Source organism: Paenibacillus sp. FSL W8-0439 (assembly GCF_038008995.1).
Taxonomy (GTDB): domain Bacteria; phylum Bacillota; class Bacilli; order Paenibacillales; family Paenibacillaceae; genus Paenibacillus; species Paenibacillus polymyxa.
Window position 1 is genome coordinate 3,623,625 of sequence record NZ_JBBPAK010000001.1, and the last position, 20,585, is coordinate 3,644,209.

A 20,585-nucleotide genomic window follows, 5' to 3' on the forward strand; every position below is an offset into this window, starting at 1 on the left:
CGTATCGTAACATGATCAAGAGTGCAGGTCAATTTGTGGTATGCCTAATTTATCGCTGTAATGACTTTTTCGGATACCAGTGTATAACTACCGTCTTTACTTTCTTTAATGTAGAAACCGACTCGATAGTTCCCTGCTGTTTTGAAATCATACGTAAAGTCGTTCGTACGGAACCAGAAGTTATCCTTTTGCGCTCCTTTGATATCTTGGGACTGAATATCCTTTACATTGCCCGAAGGGTCGGTAATCGCTACTTTCACTCCGGAGATATCTGTTTTCAGGGTATCAATTTGGCTGAAAACATTAAACTTCACTTTGTTACCTTTATTCACGTTACCAAACACAGTATCTCCCTTGAACAGGAACATATGCACGTTTGGCTGGTCGAAGACAACTTTTCCACCAGAGGGATCAAAATTTACAAGCCCGTTAAAGTCACGGATAGGCACATAAGTTTTCCCATCAATGACAACTGCGCCATCTTTTGACACTTCTCCGTTAATAATCAACTGCACTTGGTCCTTGGCGGACTCCGCCGAAATGACGGTCCCTCCCATTATTGAAAAGGCCATCACTAGGGCCATCACTTTTCTCCATTTCATACTACATATCCCTCCATCGTTATCTGTTAAAAACCATCTGTCGTACATTTATACCTAGCTCAGCCGCACAAGTTGCGCTGTGTTTCACAAATTGTCCAAAGTTTTTACATAAGGAGCCAAATCTTTAGTTCCTGCAGCCTAGATGTTAAAATACGATTGTAGAGTGTCTTATAACACATCGTCTGGAGGGTGAATCCATAATGGGCCTAACGATACAGATGCTTGGTACAGGTAGCGCCTTTGCCAAGCATTATTACAACAACAACGCGCTGCTGGATAGCGGGGAAGGCAAGCTGCTGATCGATTGCGGTACAACCGCATCTCTAGCATTACACCAGATGGGTGTCCCTTTGCCTGATATTGACGCTATTTTAATCACACATATTCACGCAGATCATGTCGGAGGCCTAGAGGAATTTGGTTTTCAAATGAATATCCTCCATCGTCGCAAACCTCTGCTTTATATCGCCGAACCATTAATCCACCCTTTATGGGAGCATACGCTCAAGGGCGGCATGTCACAGCAAGGTATGATTGACAAGCTTGAGGATGTATTCGAGGTAAATGTCATAACCCCTGGCGTACCCACCACCTTAGTACCGGGTATCCAGGTAGAGCTGATCCCTACACGGCATATTCCTGGTAAAAACAGTTACTCTTTGTTCATTAATGATCGTCTTTTTTATAGTGCGGACATGGTTTTTGATCCCGATTTACTTCATCATCTGGTGCATGAACGGGGATGTCGAAGCATTTTACATGAGGTTCAATTACAAGGTGCCGGAGAAGTCCATACAACGTTAGATGAGCTGCTAAGCTTGCCAACACCTCTTCAAGAGCAAATTCATCTGATGCACTATAGTGACGATATGGAACAATTTAGAGATAAGGCAGGGATTATGTCCTTTCTGGAGCAGCAACGAGTATATCCGCTAGTAGAATTGGAACGTGCAGAGTAACCGAGCTAAAGGGAGTATTAACAATTAACAAAAAGCCGCCCGACTTTCCTACAAAGGATAGCTAGGCGGCTTGCTGCATATTTTTTGTATACAATGATAAGCTTGGACGTTAATGTTGCGAGTCAAGGTCAGAACAACGGCAGTTGATCCAGGTTATTAGAAGGATCTCCATCGGCATCCCCTCGAATTCGTTTGCTTCCATCCTTGGCCTTGAACACGTTGACGCCTGCAATTGAACCTGCTTCAATCTCGTTCAACGCTTGGCTATAATCCAAAATCCGTCCAGTAGACGTCTGAAATGACGCAAGATCGCCATCCCCGTTTTTACGTACTGCCGTAATTTGTTCTCGTTCTGTATTAGCCATGCTGCATCGCTCCTTATCCATAGTATAGTGGAGGAACTTTTACTAGCATGCGCATTGTACAGCTTTGTATACACCCTGTGCCTCGACTACAACTTTTTACGCATACGTACATGCGGTATTCCCGCATCGTCAAAAGGTTCATCGGAGATCGTTTCATAGCCAAGCTTTTCGTAAAACTTCTCAGCTTGACATTGAGCATCTAACAACGAGTATCTCAGCCCAAGTTCACGTGCACGTTCCTCCAGTGCTAGCAGTAATACACGTCCATAACCTGCTGCACGATGCTCCTTGAGAACGGCAATACGTTGCATTTTAGCTGTCTCTTCATCGTAATATGTCAGCCGACCAGTAGCCACCATTTCCCCATGCTCACAAATTAGCAAATGATGGGCGGTATCTCCCAGCTTGTCATAATGATCAATTTCAAGATCCAGAGGAACCTTCTGCTCATCGACAAACACTTTGGTACGGATCAATATTGCCTTCTGCAGTTGCTCTTCTGTTGTTACAGTTATAATTTCTGCGGCCATCATCTGTTCCTCCTATCCTTAATTTCAAATGTAAACTCACTAAATTTGAATTATATATATAAATAGTCATGAAGTACAGGCTGATTTCTATTTTTTCACTTTACATATATGGTTAATACATGATATTATCTAGTAACTACAGGACGGTAGCTCAGCGGGAGAGCATTATCTTGACAGGGTAAGGGTCATGGGTTCGATCCCCATCCGTCCTATTCGTCAGAAGCCTTGATTTTCAAGGCTTTTTTTGTTTGTTTGAAGATAAAGCAAATGGTGCCGAGACGAGAAACTGGCCGTCGTTCAAGATTTAGGCGAAAAAAAAGCCAACCAGAAGTAAGGTTGACTTTTTATATACACCACGCTTAAGCAGCAATGTCTCTTTTTTCAGCAAGATTGAATTCTAGAGAATTGTTCGGCAATACGTATCTCTTCTATTATATAGAAGAACAACTAAGCCCAGCACCCCAAGCAAATAAACCTAATGCCCCTAGATTACGATGTAAACTGCTCCACTCTCACTGTCAATCTCCGTCGGGTAAGTGGTCACACATCCAGTATCCGGCTCTTGCACCTGACCAGTGGACAGGTCGACTTTCCAATCATGAAGCGGACAATGGACCACCGATCCGCATATCATTCCTTCAGATAGCCGTCCCCCTTTGTGTGGACAACGGTTCTCAAGCGCACGCACGCTGCCGTCACTAAGGCGAAATACGGCTATCTCTGCATTATGAATGTGAACTGTTCTTGCTCCACGTCGGTCAATTTCGTTCAGATCTGCTATCCTGATTCTACTGGTTGTCGTATTGCTCTCCATTTAGTCCGCCCCCTATTCCATTACTGCCTTAAGCTCAGGCAACTGTACAAAGTTTTTGCGCAGCTCTTCGTCATGAATGATTTCGTGCCAAGGATCAGTCGTTGTGCTTAACGTCTCCTCAATTCTGCTTACCAGTTGCTGCCTCGTCTCCGCATTTACCAATACCTGTTTGATCGACTCTACGCCTACCCGCTCTACCCAATGAGCTGTTCGCTCGTTCCAATTCGCCTGCTCACGGTAATACTGTAAATAGGCACCAGTCCATTCCATCACTTCATCCTCGGTTTTTACAGTACACAGCAGTTCTGCTGCCCGCACTTTAATCCCGCCGTTACCTCCAATATAGATCCCCCAGCCACCGTCAATAGCGACAACACCCAAGTCCTTGATCGTTGCTTCTGCGCAGTTACGCGGACAGCCCGACACAGCCAGTTTGACTTTGGATGGCGCATTCAGACGTTCGAATGCCTTTTCCAACCGGATGCCCATGCCCATAGCGTCCTGTGTGCCGAAGCGACAAAAAGTGTTACCGACACACGTCTTGACGGTTCGCAATGTCTTTCCATATGCATATCCCGATGGCATATCTAATTCGGACCAGATTCCCGGTAGATCTTCTTTTTTTACACCAAGCAGGTCAAGACGTTGGCCACCCGTAAATTTAACCAAAGGCACATTGTATTTCTCCGCGACAGCAGCAATCTTCTTCAGGTCGGCAGGTGAAGTAACTCCTCCATAAATGCGGGGCACCACAGAGTAGGTGCCATCTTTCTGAATATTGGCATGGTACCTTTCATTCGTAAATCTGGATTCCTTCTCATCCTCATAATCCAGTGGCCACAGCATACCTAGATAATAATTGAGGGCCGGCCGACATTTGGTGCATCCTTCAGCTTCGTTCCAGCCCAGCACGTTCATCACTTCTTTGACGCTCTTCAACCCCATTTCTCGGATACCATCAATAATCGCTTCCCGATCAAGTGTCGTACAGCCACATATCCCCTCTTTAATCGCTTCTCCGGCTTCTGCACCTGCGTACAGCTGTAAGAGCCCCTCCACTAATGGCTTGCAGCCGCCGCATGATGCCGATGCCTTCGTGCAGGCCTTAATTTCCCCAAGACTCTTACAGCCAGCCGCAACCGCCTCTCCAATGTCACCCTTGGATACACCATTACATCCGCATACAATTTCGTCTTCAGGCATCTGCTCCAGCATCATGGTGCCACTACCTTCTGATTGACCAGGGTTAAAGCCAAGTAACAACTCTTTCTCTCGACCAACCACCGACTCCCCACTTTTAATCAGAGAAAACAACTTGGCTCCATCAGACGTATCCCCAAACAGAACGGCACCGATCAGTTTTTCTTCCTTAATGACGATTTTTTTGTAGACGCCACCAATATCATCCTGATACCGCAGTGATCGCGTTCCCGGCTCATCCTTGTAATTTCCTGCTGAAAATACATCGACGCCCGATACCTTCAATCTTGTAGAAGTAACGGAACCACTGTAGCCGGGAGTCTCCATTCCCGCGAGTCGCTGAGCCAGGACGCCCCCCTGCTCATATAATGGGGCAACCAGACCGTAAGTGATTCCCCGGTGTTCTGCACATTCTCCAACGGCATATATGCCAGGAATATTCGTTTCCATGTGATCATTTACGATGACACCGCGGTTTACGGGGATTCCCGCTGACACCGCCAGTTCAATGTCTGGTTTGATACCTACCGCCATAACGATCAAATCCGCTTCCAGTTCGCTGCCATCAGCAAACTTTAGCCCTTCCACGCGACGACGCCCGGTGATAGCCGCCGTCCGCTTATTGACCAGAAAAGTCATTCCCTGTTCCTCCAGCTCGCGCCGTAACATAAGGGAAGCAGCCTCATCCAGCTGCCGATCCATAATATAACCGTTAATATGAATAACTGTAACGTCCATCCCCAAATTGAGCAGCCCCCTGGCTGCCTCTAGCCCAAGCAATCCGCCGCCGATAACAGCCGCTTTTTTGTGCGTCTTCGCCGTCTCCATCATCGTCTCGCAGTCACGAATATCCCGGAATCCAATCACACCATCCTTGTCGGCTCCTGGAAGCGGCAAGATGAAGGCTTTAGAACCTGTTGCCAACAACAGTAAATCATAAGAGACGCATACACCGGATCGTGAAGTCACCTGCCGCTTTTCCGTATCGATCTCTGTGACAGGATCATCGGTATACAATCGGATATTATTGTCTTCATACCAATTCCAATCGTTGATGATAATATCCTGCAAACCTGCTCCACCGGCCAGAACAGAGGACAGCATGATCCGATTATAGTTTGGATGGGGCTCGGCCCCAAATACCGTAATCTCATAGGCACCTGGTGCGATCTTCAGCAAATGTTCGAGAGTGCGTATCCCCGCCATTCCGTTGCCGACCAGCACTAATTTTTGGATGTAGTTCATTAGGTCACTCCCTCTCCATTTCTATCCTTAAAACATAAAAAGCCTGCTTCACATACGGGGATGCAAAACATCCCTCCACATGTGAAAACAGGCTCCATTGCCGTTTCATCGAATACGCCGTTGTATCCATCAGAGTATGAATTTAAAGTACTGTAGCCAATATATAACGATTCAAATCACATGTCAATATTCCTTACGCAAAATCTCGTAAAAATAATATTTTATCACTAAGTAACATATTGATGACGTATAAAATATCACTCTTCTACAAAATTAGGATTGATTTTCAGTCCAAAACACGCCAAAATGGTTTAAAAGTCCGTTTCCACTTCATTATGATGGAAAAGCAAACCCATCTCATCAAGTTATATGTCACATTTCTTATCAAGACATACAATCCTCATGCTTATTTACCCTTCATGTTAAAGAGAGGAGGAGCCCGCTTGCGTTCCTTGTTGGTAATTCACTCACATGCTGACCCTGCATCCGAGCAGGCAGACACCATTCCCTCATGGCAGGCAGAACCTGAGCACCTTTTAGAATCCAATGGATACCTGCCTTTGCCCTGCCGCCATGAATCTGAAATCAAACAGCTCATCCATAATGCAGATGCGGCCGTACTAAACATACCTGTCGGCACAATCAGTATGTGGAGTAGCAGGTTGGAGCAAACCAAAGCAATTCCGTTGCTCTGGTGGTGCAGCGCGACATCAGCGCTGTCATCGACGGAGGCTTGTGAAGCAGACGTGACTGTCGACGGTATTCTAACCCCTTCCATGGCAGCCCATGAGCTGAATTGGGCCCTTCATTTTAGCGCCAAACGCTTTTTTGAACGCCAGCATTGGCAAAGTGAACGCAAACAACTGACCGCTCGGCTGGAAGAACGCAAATGGATTGATATGGCGAAGGGGATACTTGGCGAAGTAAACGGCATCCCGGAAGCGGAGGCATATGACCTACTGCGTAAAAAAGCGATGAATGAGCGCAAACGAATCGTTGATGTGGCCATCTCCATTGTGAAAGCACAGCAAATGCTAAAAGCATAAATCTGAAAGGGGCCTTGAACATGAATATCATTGAAATATTAAAAGAAGTTGGGCGCGGCAAAAGAGGCGCTCGTGATCTGAACTATGCCGAAGCCGAAGCTGCCGCCGAACTGATTATGACCCGGTCAGCAACCCCAGCTCAAATCGGTGCCTTCTTTGCCGCGGAACGCATCAAAATGGAGAGTGTTGCCGAGCTGGAAGCATTCGTTAATGTCTGTCGCAAATATTCCCACCGTTTTCCCATGCAGGAAGGCATTGATTTCGCCGGTCCGTACGACGGTAGGAAGTCATCATTTATTGCTACCTTCGCAACTGCCTTTCTACTTGCCTCATACGGATTACCTGTAACGATGCATGGGAGTGCACCCCTCCCTCCCAAATGGGGGGTTACACTCCCACTTTTGTTGCAGGAGATGGGGGTAGCGACTGCGGACATGTCACACGAAACCGTCATTCATGCTGCGAAGCAGACAGGCGTGCTTTTCGTTGTTTCCGAACAATGGTGCACGCCCCTGCGGGATCTGCGGTCTATTCGCGAAGAGTTGGGGCTTCGCACAGTACTGAACACAGCCGAGAAACTGGTTGATTACGGTTCCTCCCCGTACATTGTATTTGGTGTTTTCCACAACACCGTATTCGACAAGACGGCGAAGGTCATGCAAAATCTGAGTTATCGCAGGGCTTTGATCGTCCAGGGGAGCGAAGGATCGGAGGACCTATTCATCGATCGACCGACCCGGACTTACCTGTTTGCTAATGGTAAGGTGTCCCTCCAGGTTATAGATCCCGAAATGTACGGGCTGGATTCGGTAGTACCAGAACACCACTGGACCCCTGCTGAACAGCTGCTCATATCAGAGGAAGTGCTGCAAGGCACAGCTCCTACTGCCTTCTCGAATCAAGTGTTGCTCAACGGCGCGGTACGACTGTTCATTGCAGGGCGGGTCGACTCCATTGAGGAAGGCTTGTACACCTGCAAGCCGCTGCTTGAAAACGGGAACGCTTGGGAGTTGTACTGCCGCTGGCGTGAAGCTATGTTGAGAAAAGAAATAAAAACGGGTGCCAACACATCCGAACCCCATTTTCATTTATAAAACTCGTCTCCTACAGTCCAGCATTTATCGGGACATAAACTGAACTACTCAAAAAGGTCCGCCCCCATGCTCATGCAAAGGGGGCGGGCCTTTTATGCAAGGAAAAAGAAATGCACTCACACCTTCCTGTTCTAGAACTGTGACCACTCCCAGTTATGTCCACTGGTTGCAGCTACAGCTAGGCGGAGGGGACGGATGCATACAGCTGCCGTCTTGAAGCCGGGCATCCGGCAGAACGGATCAAGGTCTGGTCGGGTCGCCCGATTTACATTTTGCGTCCCGCCCCAATGCATGGGCACGAAAAGCGTGTCTTCGCGAATATGTGGCCTGATCCGGCTGCGGACGGTGAAGCTGCCGCGCTGGGATGTTATTTCCACCCACTCCCCGTCCCTGATATACCAGCGCTGCGCAGTACGCGGATGAATTTCTACATAATTCTCAATCTCACGCGCGGCCAGCGAAGGACTTCTGCGTGTTTGCGCGCCAGTCAAATAGTGAACCAGCACGCGGCCATTCGTCAAAGTAAGCGGATATTCCTCGGATATTTCCTCTCCTGCTCCACAGCTTTCAACCACTGTAAAAACAGCCCTTCGGTCGGAAAGAGCAAAGCTTTCCCGAAACATCGTATCCGTACCAGCTTCATCCATAGATGGGCATGGCCAATACACCCCTTCCTCGCGACGCAGCCTATCATAAGTGATACCGTAATAATCAGCAAGTCCCCCTCGGCTAGCGAGACGCAGTTCTTCAAAGATATCCTCTGCATCCTTATATGCGAAGTACCTCCCCTTGTTCAACCTTGCAGCTATTTGGCATAAAATGCTCCAGTCATCTCTAGCTTCGCCCGGTGCAAGGCGCACCGCTTCCCGCAGCAAAACGCGGCCTTCCAGATTAGTCATCGTTCCCGTATTCTCCAAATAAGACGTCACAGGCAAAACAACGTCGGCCATTCGTGCCGTTTCAGTGAGAAACATATCCGCCACAATCAACAAATCCAGCTTTTCCAGCGCGTCCTCGACCAACCGTGCATTCGGGTTAGACACAACAGGATTAGAGCCCATCACGAACAGCGCTTGAATTTCTCCCTGATTCACAAGCTCCATCATTTCATAGGCCGATACTCCTTTTCCCGGCAAGCTGCTTGGTTCAACTCCCCACACGGACGCAACATAGGCTCGGTCTGCTTCATTCTCAATCGATCTGTAACCAGGAAGCTGATCAGCCTTTTGACCGTGCTCTCGCCCCCCTTGCCCGTTCCCCTGACCTGTGATGGCACCATACCCACACCCTTCTCTTCCAATCTTTCCGGTGGCCAGCACGAGATTAAGAAATGCACGCACCGCCATATGCCCATCTGTCTGCTGTTCGACACCCCTGGCTGTAAAAACGATGCCAGTCTCCACGCCACCGAAGGCACGTGCTGCCTGCCGGATCATTTCTGCCTCAATTCCGCACAACGCAGCCGATTCGTTCAGATCCACCCCATTCAAATGAGTCAACAACTGGTCATACCCGTTGGTCCGCTTGCGGATAAATTCTTCATTTATCAATCCCTCATCCACGACGACCTTTAGCATGGCATTGGCCAGCACAGCATCCGTACCTGGTCTGATTTGCAGGTGCAGATCGGCTATTGCCGCTGTGGGAGTCGTGCGCGGGTCAATTACGATGATAAACGCGCCATTTTCCTTCGCTTGGTGAAAATAAGGCATTAACGTCGGCTGACACTCAGCGATATTCGTGCCTGCAAGCACAATACAACGAGCCAACGGAATATCAGCCAGCCTACAGGTCAGTCCGCGGTCAACACCAAACACTTTGCTGCCAGCAGATGCTGCCGCCGACATGCAGAAGCGCCCGTTATAATCAATATAGCGCGTACCTATAGCCACTCTGGCAAATTTCCCAAGTAAATAAGCCGTTTCATTCGATAACGAGCCTCCGCCGTAAATGCCGATTCCATCAGGACCCTGCGTGGACAGTAGCAAAGAGAAACTGCTAGTTACAGCATCCATCGCCTCTCCCCATGGGACAGGAACGAGCCTGCCCTCTTTGCGCAGGAGAGGCTGTGTCAGCCTTTCTGCATGAGTTGCATGCTGATGCGCATTCATTCCCTTGATGCACAACCTGCCTTGTGAGGCTGCATTAGGTTTCCCTTCCGCTTTATACACAGTTCGAACGATACCCGCGAGTGCTTCCGTTTCCGTACTAACAGTCATCTTACACTGCACGCTGCAAAATGGGCACTGTGTCTCCACCACAGGGAGGACGTATTGACCGGCTTCCAGTTTGTTTTCTCCTGACTGACACATAAAAGTCACCTTCCCTCTCCATTCACTACAACTCCCACAATCTGTTAACCTGTCAGCATGGTGGACCGCAGGCTACCGGTCAGCTCACTTCGCAGAGTAACGTCGAGCACACTTTCCCGCAGCGCTAGAACGCCAGTCCGTTCAATCCATTCCCACATTTTCTCCCCATACCTAGCACTATGCCTGTATATTTGCAAGCAGGTTACAACCATCAGCACCACTTCTTCCGGATTCTCCTCCAATCCAAGCAGCAACCCCTGACGAACCGGATGTCCTGCATGGCCACCAGCATAAACCTCCCAACCTGCTGGAGATCGGGAGATTCCAATGTCATGGACAAGCACGCCATCGGGATACTCTGAACCCGGACTAACAGCAACCGCAACTGGTGACGGTAATGAAAGACTGCCCCATACTGCTGCCAGCCGCTCTCTCAACCAGATCACTCCACCAGAAGCCTGATCGATCGGGGCAGGATCAACAAAATCCCTACGTTCAACATCCAAATTTGTAAAACTCAGGCCCACAGAACCCGCTTCCCCTTCGTATGGTACGGTGGGCTGAAGCGCAACGCCTATTCCCAGTTGATTTGTTGCAGATCCGTTCCGCAAACCTAGAGATTCCAGATAATAAAGTACAGCAGGACGACATAATTCACAGCCCTGCTGCCTGGTCCAACCGAGACGAGATACCACTTCCTCTAGAGTTCGACAAACTGCCTCCACCATCGCTGTCTTAAGCGAATCATGATCATAATGCGTACAACCACACACAGGAACAACTTCTTGAGCAGTCGGAGTAACCACAGGTCCAGAAGCTGTCGCTCGGGACAAACCATTTTTGACCAGTGCAGCCACTAGCGGCCGGCAACCACCGCAGGAACCGGACGCTTTGGTCCGGCTCTTCACCTCTTCGACTGTTTTCAGCTTATCTGTGGCAATCACTCGCAAGATATCCCCCTTGCTCACACCGTTACATGCGCATACCGTCTCTCCTTCGGGCAATGCTTCCGCAGCATCCTCTGCTTTGCTTTTGCTGTTATTCTGAGGTGTAAGCTCTGTAGTTGGCGCGCCGCGCCGTACCATTCCAAGCAGCGAGGTGCTTTCCGCCGTATCGCCGAATAAAATCGCTCCAGTAATAGCTCCAGCGCGCATCATCACTTTTTTGTACATCTCCTGCATACCGTTATATTCCATGATCGCAATCTCGTTTCCCTCTTCACGAATGTCTCCTGCCGAAAACACATGAATTCCCGCAACCTTGAGCTGCGCATAGGGAACCGTCCCTTCATAAGGAGCCGTTTCACGACCACAAATCACCTTTGCCAGCACTTTGCCCTGCTCATATAGCGGCGCCACCAGCCCATATGAAATTCCACGGTGCTCAGCACATTCGCCAACTGCGTAAATACCAGGAATACTCGTGCGCATATAATCATCCACGACAATGGCACGGTTTACTGTCAGACCACTGTCCTGAGCCAAAGCGATATTGGGCCGGATACCAACCGCCAGCACGACCAAGTCTGTTTCCAATCTGTTCCCGTCCGCAAACATCAATCCTTGTGCCCGGTTGCGGCCTATAATATTGACCGTATCCTTCGCCAAATGAAACCGCATGCCCTGCTGCTCCAACCGCCGTTGTAAAAGCACAGCCGCAGTACGGTCAAGCTGACGATTCATCAGATACTGCGCATTATGAACAACGTCAGTTTCCATCCCTAGATTCAGCAAGCCTTGAGCAGCCTCAAGCCCCAATAGCCCTCCTCCGATGACGGTGGCCTTGCGATACGTTTTGGCATATCTGGCCATGGTTTCACAGTCATTTACATCACGAAAAGCGATTACTCCCTCTTTTCGGACTCCGGGAATGGGAGGTATGAAAGGCAAAGAGCCAGTTGCCAGTATGAGAATGTCATAGGGCTCTTGAATGCCGGATTCCGTTTCCACCATACCGGTTGCTACATCAATACGACACACACGTTCACCGGCTTGCAACTTTACCCCATTTTCTTCGTACCAGTCCCAGCTATGGGTAACAATATGTTGGAACGTGCTCTCCTCCTGAAGCATTTTGGACAGGAGCACACGATTGTACCCGGGACGTGGCTCTGCACCAAATATTGTGATTTGGAACCGCTCCGGCTCCAGACTGAGAATTTCCTCCACACATTTGATGCCTGCCATACCATTACCGATGACGACCAGTCTTTTTATCATAATTAATCCAGCCCCATTCTCTGAACCTAAAATAAGACAGAAAAAGCCCTTCTCCATTCGATGGAAAAGGGCACCGTTGCCGTAAATGTCGGCACATCGTTGTACCGATATGTACTTAAGATTACTGAATTGTGAGTATGATGTCAATATTCAATACATGAAACCTGTATTTAAACCTATTTTTTTAATTTATTATAATTTTAATGTTATGTATATTGACACAAGTAGAATGTCTTTTTATAATTTGAATTAAAATCACTACCATGTGATCATACCAAAGCGATGCACAATGAAGTGTGTCAAACACGGCAATGAAGCCGCAAAACGTTCCCAATATCAATGACGGGACGATTTGCGGCTTTTTATGTTCAGCAGAGGGCTGAAGTCTAAGGCCTGAGCTCTACAAACCCCAATAAGAACAGGAGAGATGGAGAATGAAGAAAAAAAGTTTCTGGCACAGCGGACACAAGCCCACCCTTTTTGGCTCTTTTTTGTATTTTGATATTAGCTTTATGATATGGGGGATGATTGGACCGTTGGTCGTTGTCATTGCTAATGATTATCCAATGGACCCTGTACAAAAAGCCAACCTTGTCGCTCTCCCGATACTCAGCGGCTCTCTGTTGCGACTTGTGCTTGGATTCATGTCAGATTATATCGGTCCGAAGCTCACAGGACAGATCGGTATGCTTGTCACGATCATTCCTCTCCTGCTCGGCTGGCTGTGGGTTGATTCGCTGGAGCAGTTGTACACTGTCGCCCTGCTTCTGGGTGTGGCCGGCGCCTCATTTGCAGCTGCACTACCATTGGCTGGCCAATGGTACCCCAAAGAGCATCAAGGTCTGGCCATGGGAATTGCCGGTGCCGGCAACAGCGGGACCGTCCTCGCAACTTTGTTTGCTAACCGTATTGCCCAACATTTTGGCAGTTGGGAGGTCGTGTTTGGATTGGCCATTATCCCAATTTTCATCGTCTTTGTTCTGTTCAGTATTTTTGCCCGCAACAGCCCTCATCGCCCAGCACCAAAAAGTCTGGCGCAATATGCTTCAGTGCTCAAACAGAGGGATGCCTGGGTGTTCTGTGCCTTTTATTGCGTGACGTTCGGTGGGTTCGTCGGCCTTTCTAATTATTTGACCATTTTCTTCAATACCCAATACGGCCTCTCTGCGGTGCATGCCGCTGATTTTGCAACCGTTTGTGTGATTGCCGGAAGCTTCTTTCGTCCTGTAGGCGGCTTTTTGTCTGACCGGATTGGTGGTTCTCGCATGTTAATGTATTTGTATGCCGGGGCCGGGATGATGCTCGCCAGCATTGCATTTTTGCCACCACTTGCCGTAGTCGTAGTTCTGCTGTTCGTAGGCATGATGTGCCTTGGGGCTGGCAACGGCTCCGTATTCCAGCTTGTGCCGCAGCGATTCGGCAACGAAATCGGGCTTATGACCGGCATCGTCGGGGCTGCTGGTGGCATAGGCGGATACTGTCTTCCTCTTATTCTGGGCCATCTGTACAAATTAACGGGTTCTTACATGCCTGGCTTCATCTGTCTAAGTCTGATCACATTCTGTGCTTTTGTCCTCGTCATTATCATGCAATTGAAATGGCGCAACAGCTGGATGCAACGCTCTGCTCCAGGCGCTAATGAAGCCGTTAACCGAATCGGAGAATTAAATATCTGACTATCCACTAAATAGACAGCCACCAAACGTTTAGATTTTAAGCCTCAATTATCCCTTATAATAAAAAATAGCTTAACTTCATTTATAGAAAAATGAAGTTAAGCTATTCCTCTATACATATTCAATCAAATTATAAGAGCTATGAAAAAAGTCACATTTATTGAATATTTACCGAAAATATTATGAAAATTCAATGAATTTTTCATTTGAAAATCATTGAAAACCGCTTTCATTTTCATATTTTTTCTTATGTAAACACTTATATAACCATTTTTCACACAACATACTTGTTCACTTGGTTTAAAATAAGGCGTATACTTGTTCACGAATTGTTCAAGGATTAACCGAATGTATTTTTTTAGAAAGAAGGAATTGGAAATGCGTGCTTTTCATGTTACGGAAAATGGAACTATCGAAACCAAATTAACCGGAAAAGATCTTCTTGCCAACCCACTGCTGAACAAAGGAGTGGCTTTTACGCTAGAAGAACGTCAGCAACTTGGACTTGACGGCCTCCTTCCTCCTACCATATTAACGATTGAGGAACAGGTTCAACGGGTGTATGAGCAATTTCAAAGCCAACCGGATAATTTACGTAAAAACGTTGCATTAAATGATCTTTTTAATCGGAATACTGTCCTTTATTATCGTTTGCTTTCCGAGCACTTGAGCGAGATGCTTCCGATTGTCTATACACCAACAGTCGGTCAGGCTATTCAGGAATACAGTCATGAATATCATAAACCGGGCGGTATGTATCTATCTATTGATAATCTTGCTGGCATCAAAGAAGCTTTTAAAAATTTGAACTTGGGTCCTGATGATATCGATCTGATCGTAGCCACAGATTCCGAAAGTATTTTGGGAATTGGGGACTGGGGAGTTGGCGGTATTAACATCTCTATTGGTAAGCTTGCTGTATATACAGCCGCTGCTGGTATTGATCCTAGCCGGGTACTAGCCGTTGTGCTGGATGCAGGTACAAACAATGAAAAGCTGTTAGAAGATCCTTTATACATGGGGAATCGTCATAAGCGTGTACGTGGAGAACAATATGATCAATTTATTGATACTTATGTTCAAGCGGCACTTTCTTCCTTCCCGAACGCACTGCTGCACTGGGAAGATCTAGGTAACGTCAATGCTCGGAATATTATTAATAAGTACGGAAATAATATCTTAACGTTTAATGATGACATTCAAGGTACCGGTGCAGTTACACTTGCAGGTGTGATGTCTGGTGTCCAATTGTCCGGAATCCCTCTGAGCAAGCATCGTGTTCTAGTGTTTGGTCCAGGAGCTGCCGGAATCGGCAATGCCGACCAAATTAGTGCGGCCATGATGCTGGAAGGATTGTCAGAAGCTGAAGCAAGACGTAACTTCTGGGCATATGATTACCGTGGCCTGCTTACCAATGAAACGGAAGGACTTTTGCCATTCCAGGTTCCTTATGTGCGTGATGCTGCCGAATGCCGTGACTGGGAGCATGCTGAAGATGGCAAAATCCCTCTGCTTGAAGTTATTCGCCGCGTGAAACCGACGATTATGATCGGAACTTCCGGTGTTGCTGGAGCATTTGGTGAGGAAATCGTGAAAGAGATGGCTAAGCATACAGAACGTCCTATTATTATGCCAATGTCCAATCCGACTCCTCTGGCGGAGGCAACTCCTGAAGACCTGATCCACTGGACGGATGGAAAAGCCCTTATTGCAACAGGAAGCCCTTTTGAGCCAGTAATCTACAACAATATTACGTTTGAAATTGGACAATCCAACAATGCTTTTGTATTCCCGGGTCTTGGTCTTGGAGCAATCGTAGTAAAATCCAAAATTATAACAGATAGTATGTTTGCAGCAGCTGCCCATGCAGTAGCTCAAATGGTTGATTTGTCACAGCCTGGTGCTTCCCTGCTGCCAAAAATCAACGAACTGCGAGAAGTATCTGAAGCTGTAGCAGTGGCTGTCGCCAAGGCAGCCGTTCAAGATGGAGTAGCGCGTCATCAGCCGGATGATATCGTACAAGCGGTTCGGGAATCCATGTGGGAATGCAAATATAAACCCATCAAACAGTATGGACAGGAAGCCGTTCTGGTTTAAAAATAGCGAACAACATCAAAATTTATACTTGCTGTAAGCAAAGTGATTATTTAACTGATGTCCGCCATTTTTGGCGGACATCTTTATTGGAGGCGACATCATGGCTACAGGTCATATCTTTATTATTTTAATTCCTATTTTCTTTGTCATTTTAATTGGTTATTTTGCAGGTTTTTTTAAGGCCTTTAACCCAGCTTCTTCTAAGGGACTAAATACACTGGTAACCAAATTTGCTTTACCTGCACACTTGTTTATTGGTATTACGACGACACCAAGAGAGACATTAATCCAAAAGTGGCCCTTTCTTGTTGCTTTGCTGCTTGGCGTGATTGGCTTTTATATTGTATTGCTCATCTTATATCGCTTAATCGCAAAAAAAGGTCTGACAGAATCCTCCATGTTCGCATTGAATTCGACACAGCCCTCTTTTGCATTCATGGGGATTCCCGTTTTGGGAAGCTTGTTCGGAAGTGCGGCAGTCGCCATTCCTATTGCGATTACCGGCATCGTTGTTAATGCGATTCTTGATCCGCTTGCAAGTATTTTGGGAACGGTCGGCCAGCGCAAATCAACACAATCTGACGACACAAAAGGCAATTTATTTAAAGTCACTATAAAATCAGTCCTTCATGGACTCAGTGAACCGCTGGCTTGCGTACCCTTGATTGGTGTTGTATTGACTTTATGCGGATTCCAAGCTCCAAAACTTTTGCAATCTATGTTTGACCAAATCGGCAATATTACTGCGGGTACGGCTCTATTTGCTATTGGGGTAACTATTGGGATTAAAAAGATTACGTTCAGTCCAAAAGCACTTAGTATCGCTGTGCTGAAAGCGATCGTAATGCCTATGGTTATGCTCGGTATTGCTGTTCTGATCGGACTGTCCCCTGAGGATGTAACCAAAGCCGTACTGCTTGTCGCATTTCCCGGCTCTGCTGTAGCCGCTATGATCGCGACCCGCTATGAATCACTGGAAACAGAAGCGGCATCTGCATTTGTTATAAGCTCAGTATTATCGCTTATTTCGCTCCCTCTGCTCATTTCACTACTTGTATAATGACAGAAAGCTTTCAACGTTCAGCGAAAGACTGTTATATATAATGATGAAGGGCATTCGTTCGCCCGCATTTATCTTATTTTTAAAATATTGTTCAAACAATAAAGTAATTTAGTTGTATTTGAGTTGAAACCAGCTATCCTGTCTTGCTAGCAAGCGGCGACCTACATTTATTGCATGTGGGTTGCCGCTTTTTATTTTTGGTAAGCTTCCATACAATTTGTTGGTTCTCATCATTATTTTCATTATCCATCAGTAAGTATATCCCAATTGTAATAATTCGCTAACATTTATAAAGGAAATTGACGAAATATATAAGGGATAGCTGTACTGTAGCATTAAATTAAAATTTAAAGGAGAAGAAACTTGTGAAAAACTTGAAGTGGAGCACTATGTCCTTTTTTGGTAAAAATCTATTAATATCTTTTCTTAACATCGTATTAATAGGTGCTATTCTTATCACATCTAGCTATATACTTCAAAAGAACATTCTCACCACGCAGCTGCAAGATCAGGTTAAAGTGCTGACCAAAAAATGGGCAGAAGATGTTGACAAAACAAAAGTACAACAAGCATTAAGCGAAAAAGATTATAACGGTTCTGTTCAACAGGAATTACGTAAATTTCTAGATTCTATTCACACATTTTATCCTAATGTCGCCCAAGCTTACATATTTGGGACAGAACTAAAAGAAGGAAATCAAACCTCCATTATTGGCGTTCCCACTAATTTGGTGCAAGCTTTCCAAGACTCGAAGATGAATATTGGGGATATGTACACTCTGCCTGACGAAAATGCAGAAGCCGTAAATAAGGTGCTTCAATCCAATGAATCAGCATTGAGCAGCTTTTATACGGACGAATATGGCACATGGACTACGATTGTTTACCCGATTACAGACGCAAGTGGTAAAGTCACAAGTGCAATTTACTTTGACGTAGATGCGAGCTCTGTACCTACGGGTCTTCATAAGCTGCTTGTATATGGTGTTTCACTACTCATTCTGTTTCTTGCTATCTTCTTGACGATTCAATACTTGCTGGTAAAACGCACGCTCTCCCCAATTCGTTCCTTGATGAAGGGAATTGAAGAAGTCAGCGAGGGTAATCTGAATGTGAAAATTAAGACAGGACTAGACGACCTTGGTATTATCAATCAAAAATTTAATTCTATGATCAAGCGCCTTAACGATACAATGGTGAAAGTACAGGATACGACGCAAGAAGTAACGGGATCAGCCCAGGAATTGTTAAGCATCAGCGAGAAAAACAGTACGAATACAAACGTCATTAACAGCAATATCCGGGAAATAACCCAGGGGCTTGAGGCTCAGGATCACGCAGCACTTGAAAGCTCCAGGGCTATGAATGAAATGTCTACAGTGATCCAAACCATCGCTGAAAGCTCCTCTTCTGTTGCGGATCAAGCTTATTCCATGGAAAAGCGCTCCGTTGAAGGCAATCAGGTAGCTCAAAAGCTATCCACTCAGATGGACTCTATCTCCACTACAATGGAAAGTACAGTTGATTCCGTTAATGCATTGCAGAACCGTTCTAACGAAATCAGTAATATTGTAAGCATCATTACCGGTATTGCCAGCCAAACGAATCTGCTTGCCCTCAACGCTTCGATTGAAGCTGCCAGAGTCGGCGAAGAAGGCAAAGGTTTTGCAGTAGTAGCTGGAGAAGTGCGTAATTTGGCTGAACAGTCTCAAGAATCCGCCAAACAAATTGCAGAGCTTATTGAAGAAATTCAAAAAGAGATTGAACAAACTGTAAAAGGCATTAGCCTGGGTACAAAAGAAGTTCACGTCGGACTGGAAGTTACGAAGCAGACAGGCGAAATGTTCTCTGAAATTTTAAAAGCGTCCAACAAAGTGTCGTCACAAATCCAGGAGGTATCCAGTGCAACTGAGCAAATCTCGGCCAGCACGCAGGAAATGTCAGCTACCTCTGACGAGCTGTCTTCCACAGTTAGCAAAACAGTCAATAGCAGCAAACAAATTGAACAAACCATTGGGGAACAGGCTGAGTCTATGGCTTCGATTGTCCAAGCTTCAGACAAGCTTACATTGATGTCTGGGGAGCTGGAAGAGCTTATTTCATTCTTCAAGGTAAACCGGGAAGTCTAAACATTATAACTACCCAATCATCATAAAACAAAGAACCTCTAATCTGCATAGAATGCGCATTAGAGGTTCTTTGATATGCTCTTACATCGTTCTTTAGTTTAAAAAGCCTTCCAACGCTGAGGTTGGCTTACCATCAGCTTGCCAAGCACCTTTGTTATAGCCTTGATTATAACCTGGGGTTGCAGCTGGCTCCCAATAAAATACGCCCACGCCTTTACCGCCTCCGATACTCCGAACCTTCGTTTTGATTGCAGAAATAAATGCCTTGGAAGCAACAGGTTCATTATATTCCATCCCGATTTCACTGATAACAATGCCTTTACCATATTTCGCAATGAGGCTATTGGCATTGGTAATCGTCTGATCCACCTTACCCTGCCAGTCAGAGGAAGACGGATATAGAGACAGTCCAATAAGGTCAAACTGAGCTCCATTATCAATCAGTCCACCAATGTTCCAGTTTAAAACGGAACTGTTATCCCCGTTAGCTAAATGTACGATCGTCTTGGTGCTGCTGCTTACGGATTTAACAGCGTTATTCCCTGTATTGACGAGCCACGCATAGTTTTTCATATTCACTGAGGCTTTGCCGTCATCCCAGAGCATGCCATTGTTCGTTTCATTGCCGATTTGCACCCAATCCGGTGTCACACCCTTGCTCTTCATCGTGTTCATAACATAGACGGTATGGGACCAGACCGCATCCATAAGTTGTGTAAATGTAAAATTGCGCCATGCGTAAGGCTTATTCTGCTGTCCTGGGTCAGCCCATGAATCGCTATAATGCAGGGTCAGCATAACGCTCATGCCTAACTTTTGAGCTCGCTGCGCAAGTTCTGCTGCCTTCTCGGCATTCATGTATCCGCTTGCATAATCCTTCATGTCAGGATTTACCCACACTCGAATACGAACCGAATTGATCTGATAATCGTCCCGTAAAATTTGCAGCACATCCCGGCGAACCCCTTTTTTATCCTTCCAGGTCATACCTTGGGCTTCCATCCCTGCGACCCAGCTTATATCTGCTCCTTTGGCGAAAGCAGGGGCGGCCGAAGCCGCACCCACTCCCACAGAGCCCAATGGGTACAAAAAGCTGGATAACAAGATCAACATCGCAAATACCATAGTACGTTTACCTGTTTTCATAAGTCATCCCCAATCTAAATTGTATACTCACATTGCCTCTGGCCAATCCACCTGCTCCCTCACTCGGGAATCGGCGGCGATCACATGT

General features: G+C 46.5%; 15 protein-coding genes and 1 tRNA gene. 8 read left to right on the forward strand and 8 right to left on the reverse strand.

The features are described from left to right. Window positions 1-44 precede the first annotated feature (44 nt). On the reverse strand, window positions 45-602 hold the full coding sequence (locus tag MKX36_RS15640; protein WP_013371897.1) for a hypothetical protein: 558 nt from the start codon (window positions 600-602) through the stop codon (window positions 45-47). A gap of 200 nt (window positions 603-802) precedes the next feature. Between MKX36_RS15640 and MKX36_RS15645 the strand changes: the two genes are divergently transcribed. After that, a complete protein-coding gene (locus MKX36_RS15645; protein ID WP_017427816.1) occupies window positions 803-1,561 on the forward strand; it encodes an MBL fold metallo-hydrolase in 759 nt (252 codons plus the stop codon). A 128-nt stretch (window positions 1,562-1,689) separates the two neighbouring features. On the opposite strand, the gene MKX36_RS15650 is transcribed toward MKX36_RS15645, so the two are convergent. Together MKX36_RS15650 and MKX36_RS15655 are read right to left on the reverse strand one after the other, a co-directional pair. After that, window positions 1,690-1,926: a DUF3892 domain-containing protein gene (locus tag MKX36_RS15650; protein ID WP_016822393.1), complete on the reverse strand. Its 237-nt coding sequence runs from the start codon at window positions 1,924-1,926 to the stop codon at window positions 1,690-1,692. 86 nt (window positions 1,927-2,012) lie between these two features. Then, complete coding sequence (locus MKX36_RS15655) at window positions 2,013-2,456, reverse strand: GNAT family N-acetyltransferase (RefSeq protein WP_123797379.1); 444 nt, start codon at window positions 2,454-2,456, stop codon at window positions 2,013-2,015. Between the two features lie 140 nt (window positions 2,457-2,596). Here MKX36_RS15655 and MKX36_RS15660 point away from each other — a divergent pair. Then, window positions 2,597-2,668 (forward strand) — tRNA-Val (locus tag MKX36_RS15660). Between the two features lie 272 nt (window positions 2,669-2,940). Here MKX36_RS15660 and nirD read toward each other — a convergent pair. Together nirD and nirB (MKX36_RS15670) are read right to left on the reverse strand one after the other, a co-directional pair. Then, entirely contained in the window at window positions 2,941-3,270 is a 330-nt protein-coding gene (nirD, locus tag MKX36_RS15665) for a nitrite reductase small subunit NirD (RefSeq protein ID WP_290402752.1), read from the reverse strand. A gap of 12 nt (window positions 3,271-3,282) precedes the next feature. Beyond that, window positions 3,283-5,715: a nitrite reductase large subunit NirB gene (gene nirB / locus MKX36_RS15670; protein ID WP_340864987.1), complete on the reverse strand. Its 2,433-nt coding sequence runs from the start codon at window positions 5,713-5,715 to the stop codon at window positions 3,283-3,285. A gap of 443 nt (window positions 5,716-6,158) precedes the next feature. Here nirB (MKX36_RS15670) and MKX36_RS15675 point away from each other — a divergent pair, with 443 nt between their 5' ends. Together MKX36_RS15675 and MKX36_RS15680 are read left to right on the forward strand one after the other, a co-directional pair. Then, complete coding sequence (locus MKX36_RS15675) at window positions 6,159-6,761, forward strand: ANTAR domain-containing response regulator (RefSeq protein ID WP_016822405.1); 603 nt, start codon at window positions 6,159-6,161, stop codon at window positions 6,759-6,761. A 20-nt stretch (window positions 6,762-6,781) separates the two neighbouring features. After that, a complete protein-coding gene (locus MKX36_RS15680; RefSeq protein ID WP_340864988.1) occupies window positions 6,782-7,855 on the forward strand; it encodes an anthranilate phosphoribosyltransferase in 1,074 nt (357 codons plus the stop codon). Window positions 7,856-7,986: 131 nt separating this feature from the next. On the opposite strand, the gene nasC is transcribed toward MKX36_RS15680, so the two are convergent. Together nasC and nirB (MKX36_RS15690) are read right to left on the reverse strand one after the other, a co-directional pair. Further along, entirely contained in the window at window positions 7,987-10,167 is a 2,181-nt protein-coding gene (nasC, locus tag MKX36_RS15685; RefSeq protein ID WP_340864989.1) for an assimilatory nitrate reductase catalytic subunit NasC, read from the reverse strand. A 44-nt stretch (window positions 10,168-10,211) separates the two neighbouring features. Continuing rightward, window positions 10,212-12,386, reverse strand: coding sequence for a nitrite reductase large subunit NirB (nirB, locus tag MKX36_RS15690; RefSeq protein ID WP_019687979.1), 2,175 nt, complete (start codon window positions 12,384-12,386; stop codon window positions 10,212-10,214). Window positions 12,387-12,820: 434 nt separating this feature from the next. Here nirB (MKX36_RS15690) and MKX36_RS15695 point away from each other — a divergent pair, with 434 nt between their 5' ends. The 4 genes from MKX36_RS15695 (at window position 12,821) to MKX36_RS15710 (ending at window position 19,351) form a co-directional block, all read left to right on the forward strand. Beyond that, window positions 12,821-14,062, forward strand: coding sequence for a nitrate/nitrite transporter (locus MKX36_RS15695; protein ID WP_290402756.1), 1,242 nt, complete (start codon window positions 12,821-12,823; stop codon window positions 14,060-14,062). 378 nt (window positions 14,063-14,440) lie between these two features. Beyond that, window positions 14,441-16,159: an NAD-dependent malic enzyme gene (locus MKX36_RS15700; protein ID WP_340864990.1), complete on the forward strand. Its 1,719-nt coding sequence runs from the start codon at window positions 14,441-14,443 to the stop codon at window positions 16,157-16,159. A gap of 100 nt (window positions 16,160-16,259) precedes the next feature. Continuing rightward, window positions 16,260-17,219, forward strand: a complete 960-nt coding sequence (locus tag MKX36_RS15705; RefSeq protein ID WP_016822411.1) for an AEC family transporter — start codon at window positions 16,260-16,262, stop codon at window positions 17,217-17,219. Between the two features lie 368 nt (window positions 17,220-17,587). Further along, complete coding sequence (locus MKX36_RS15710) at window positions 17,588-19,351, forward strand: methyl-accepting chemotaxis protein (RefSeq protein WP_340864991.1); 1,764 nt, start codon at window positions 17,588-17,590, stop codon at window positions 19,349-19,351. A 93-nt stretch (window positions 19,352-19,444) separates the two neighbouring features. On the opposite strand, the gene MKX36_RS15715 is transcribed toward MKX36_RS15710, so the two are convergent. Further along, window positions 19,445-20,497, reverse strand: coding sequence for a glycoside hydrolase family 53 protein (locus MKX36_RS15715; RefSeq protein WP_330719942.1), 1,053 nt, complete (start codon window positions 20,495-20,497; stop codon window positions 19,445-19,447). Window positions 20,498-20,585 lie beyond the last annotated feature (88 nt).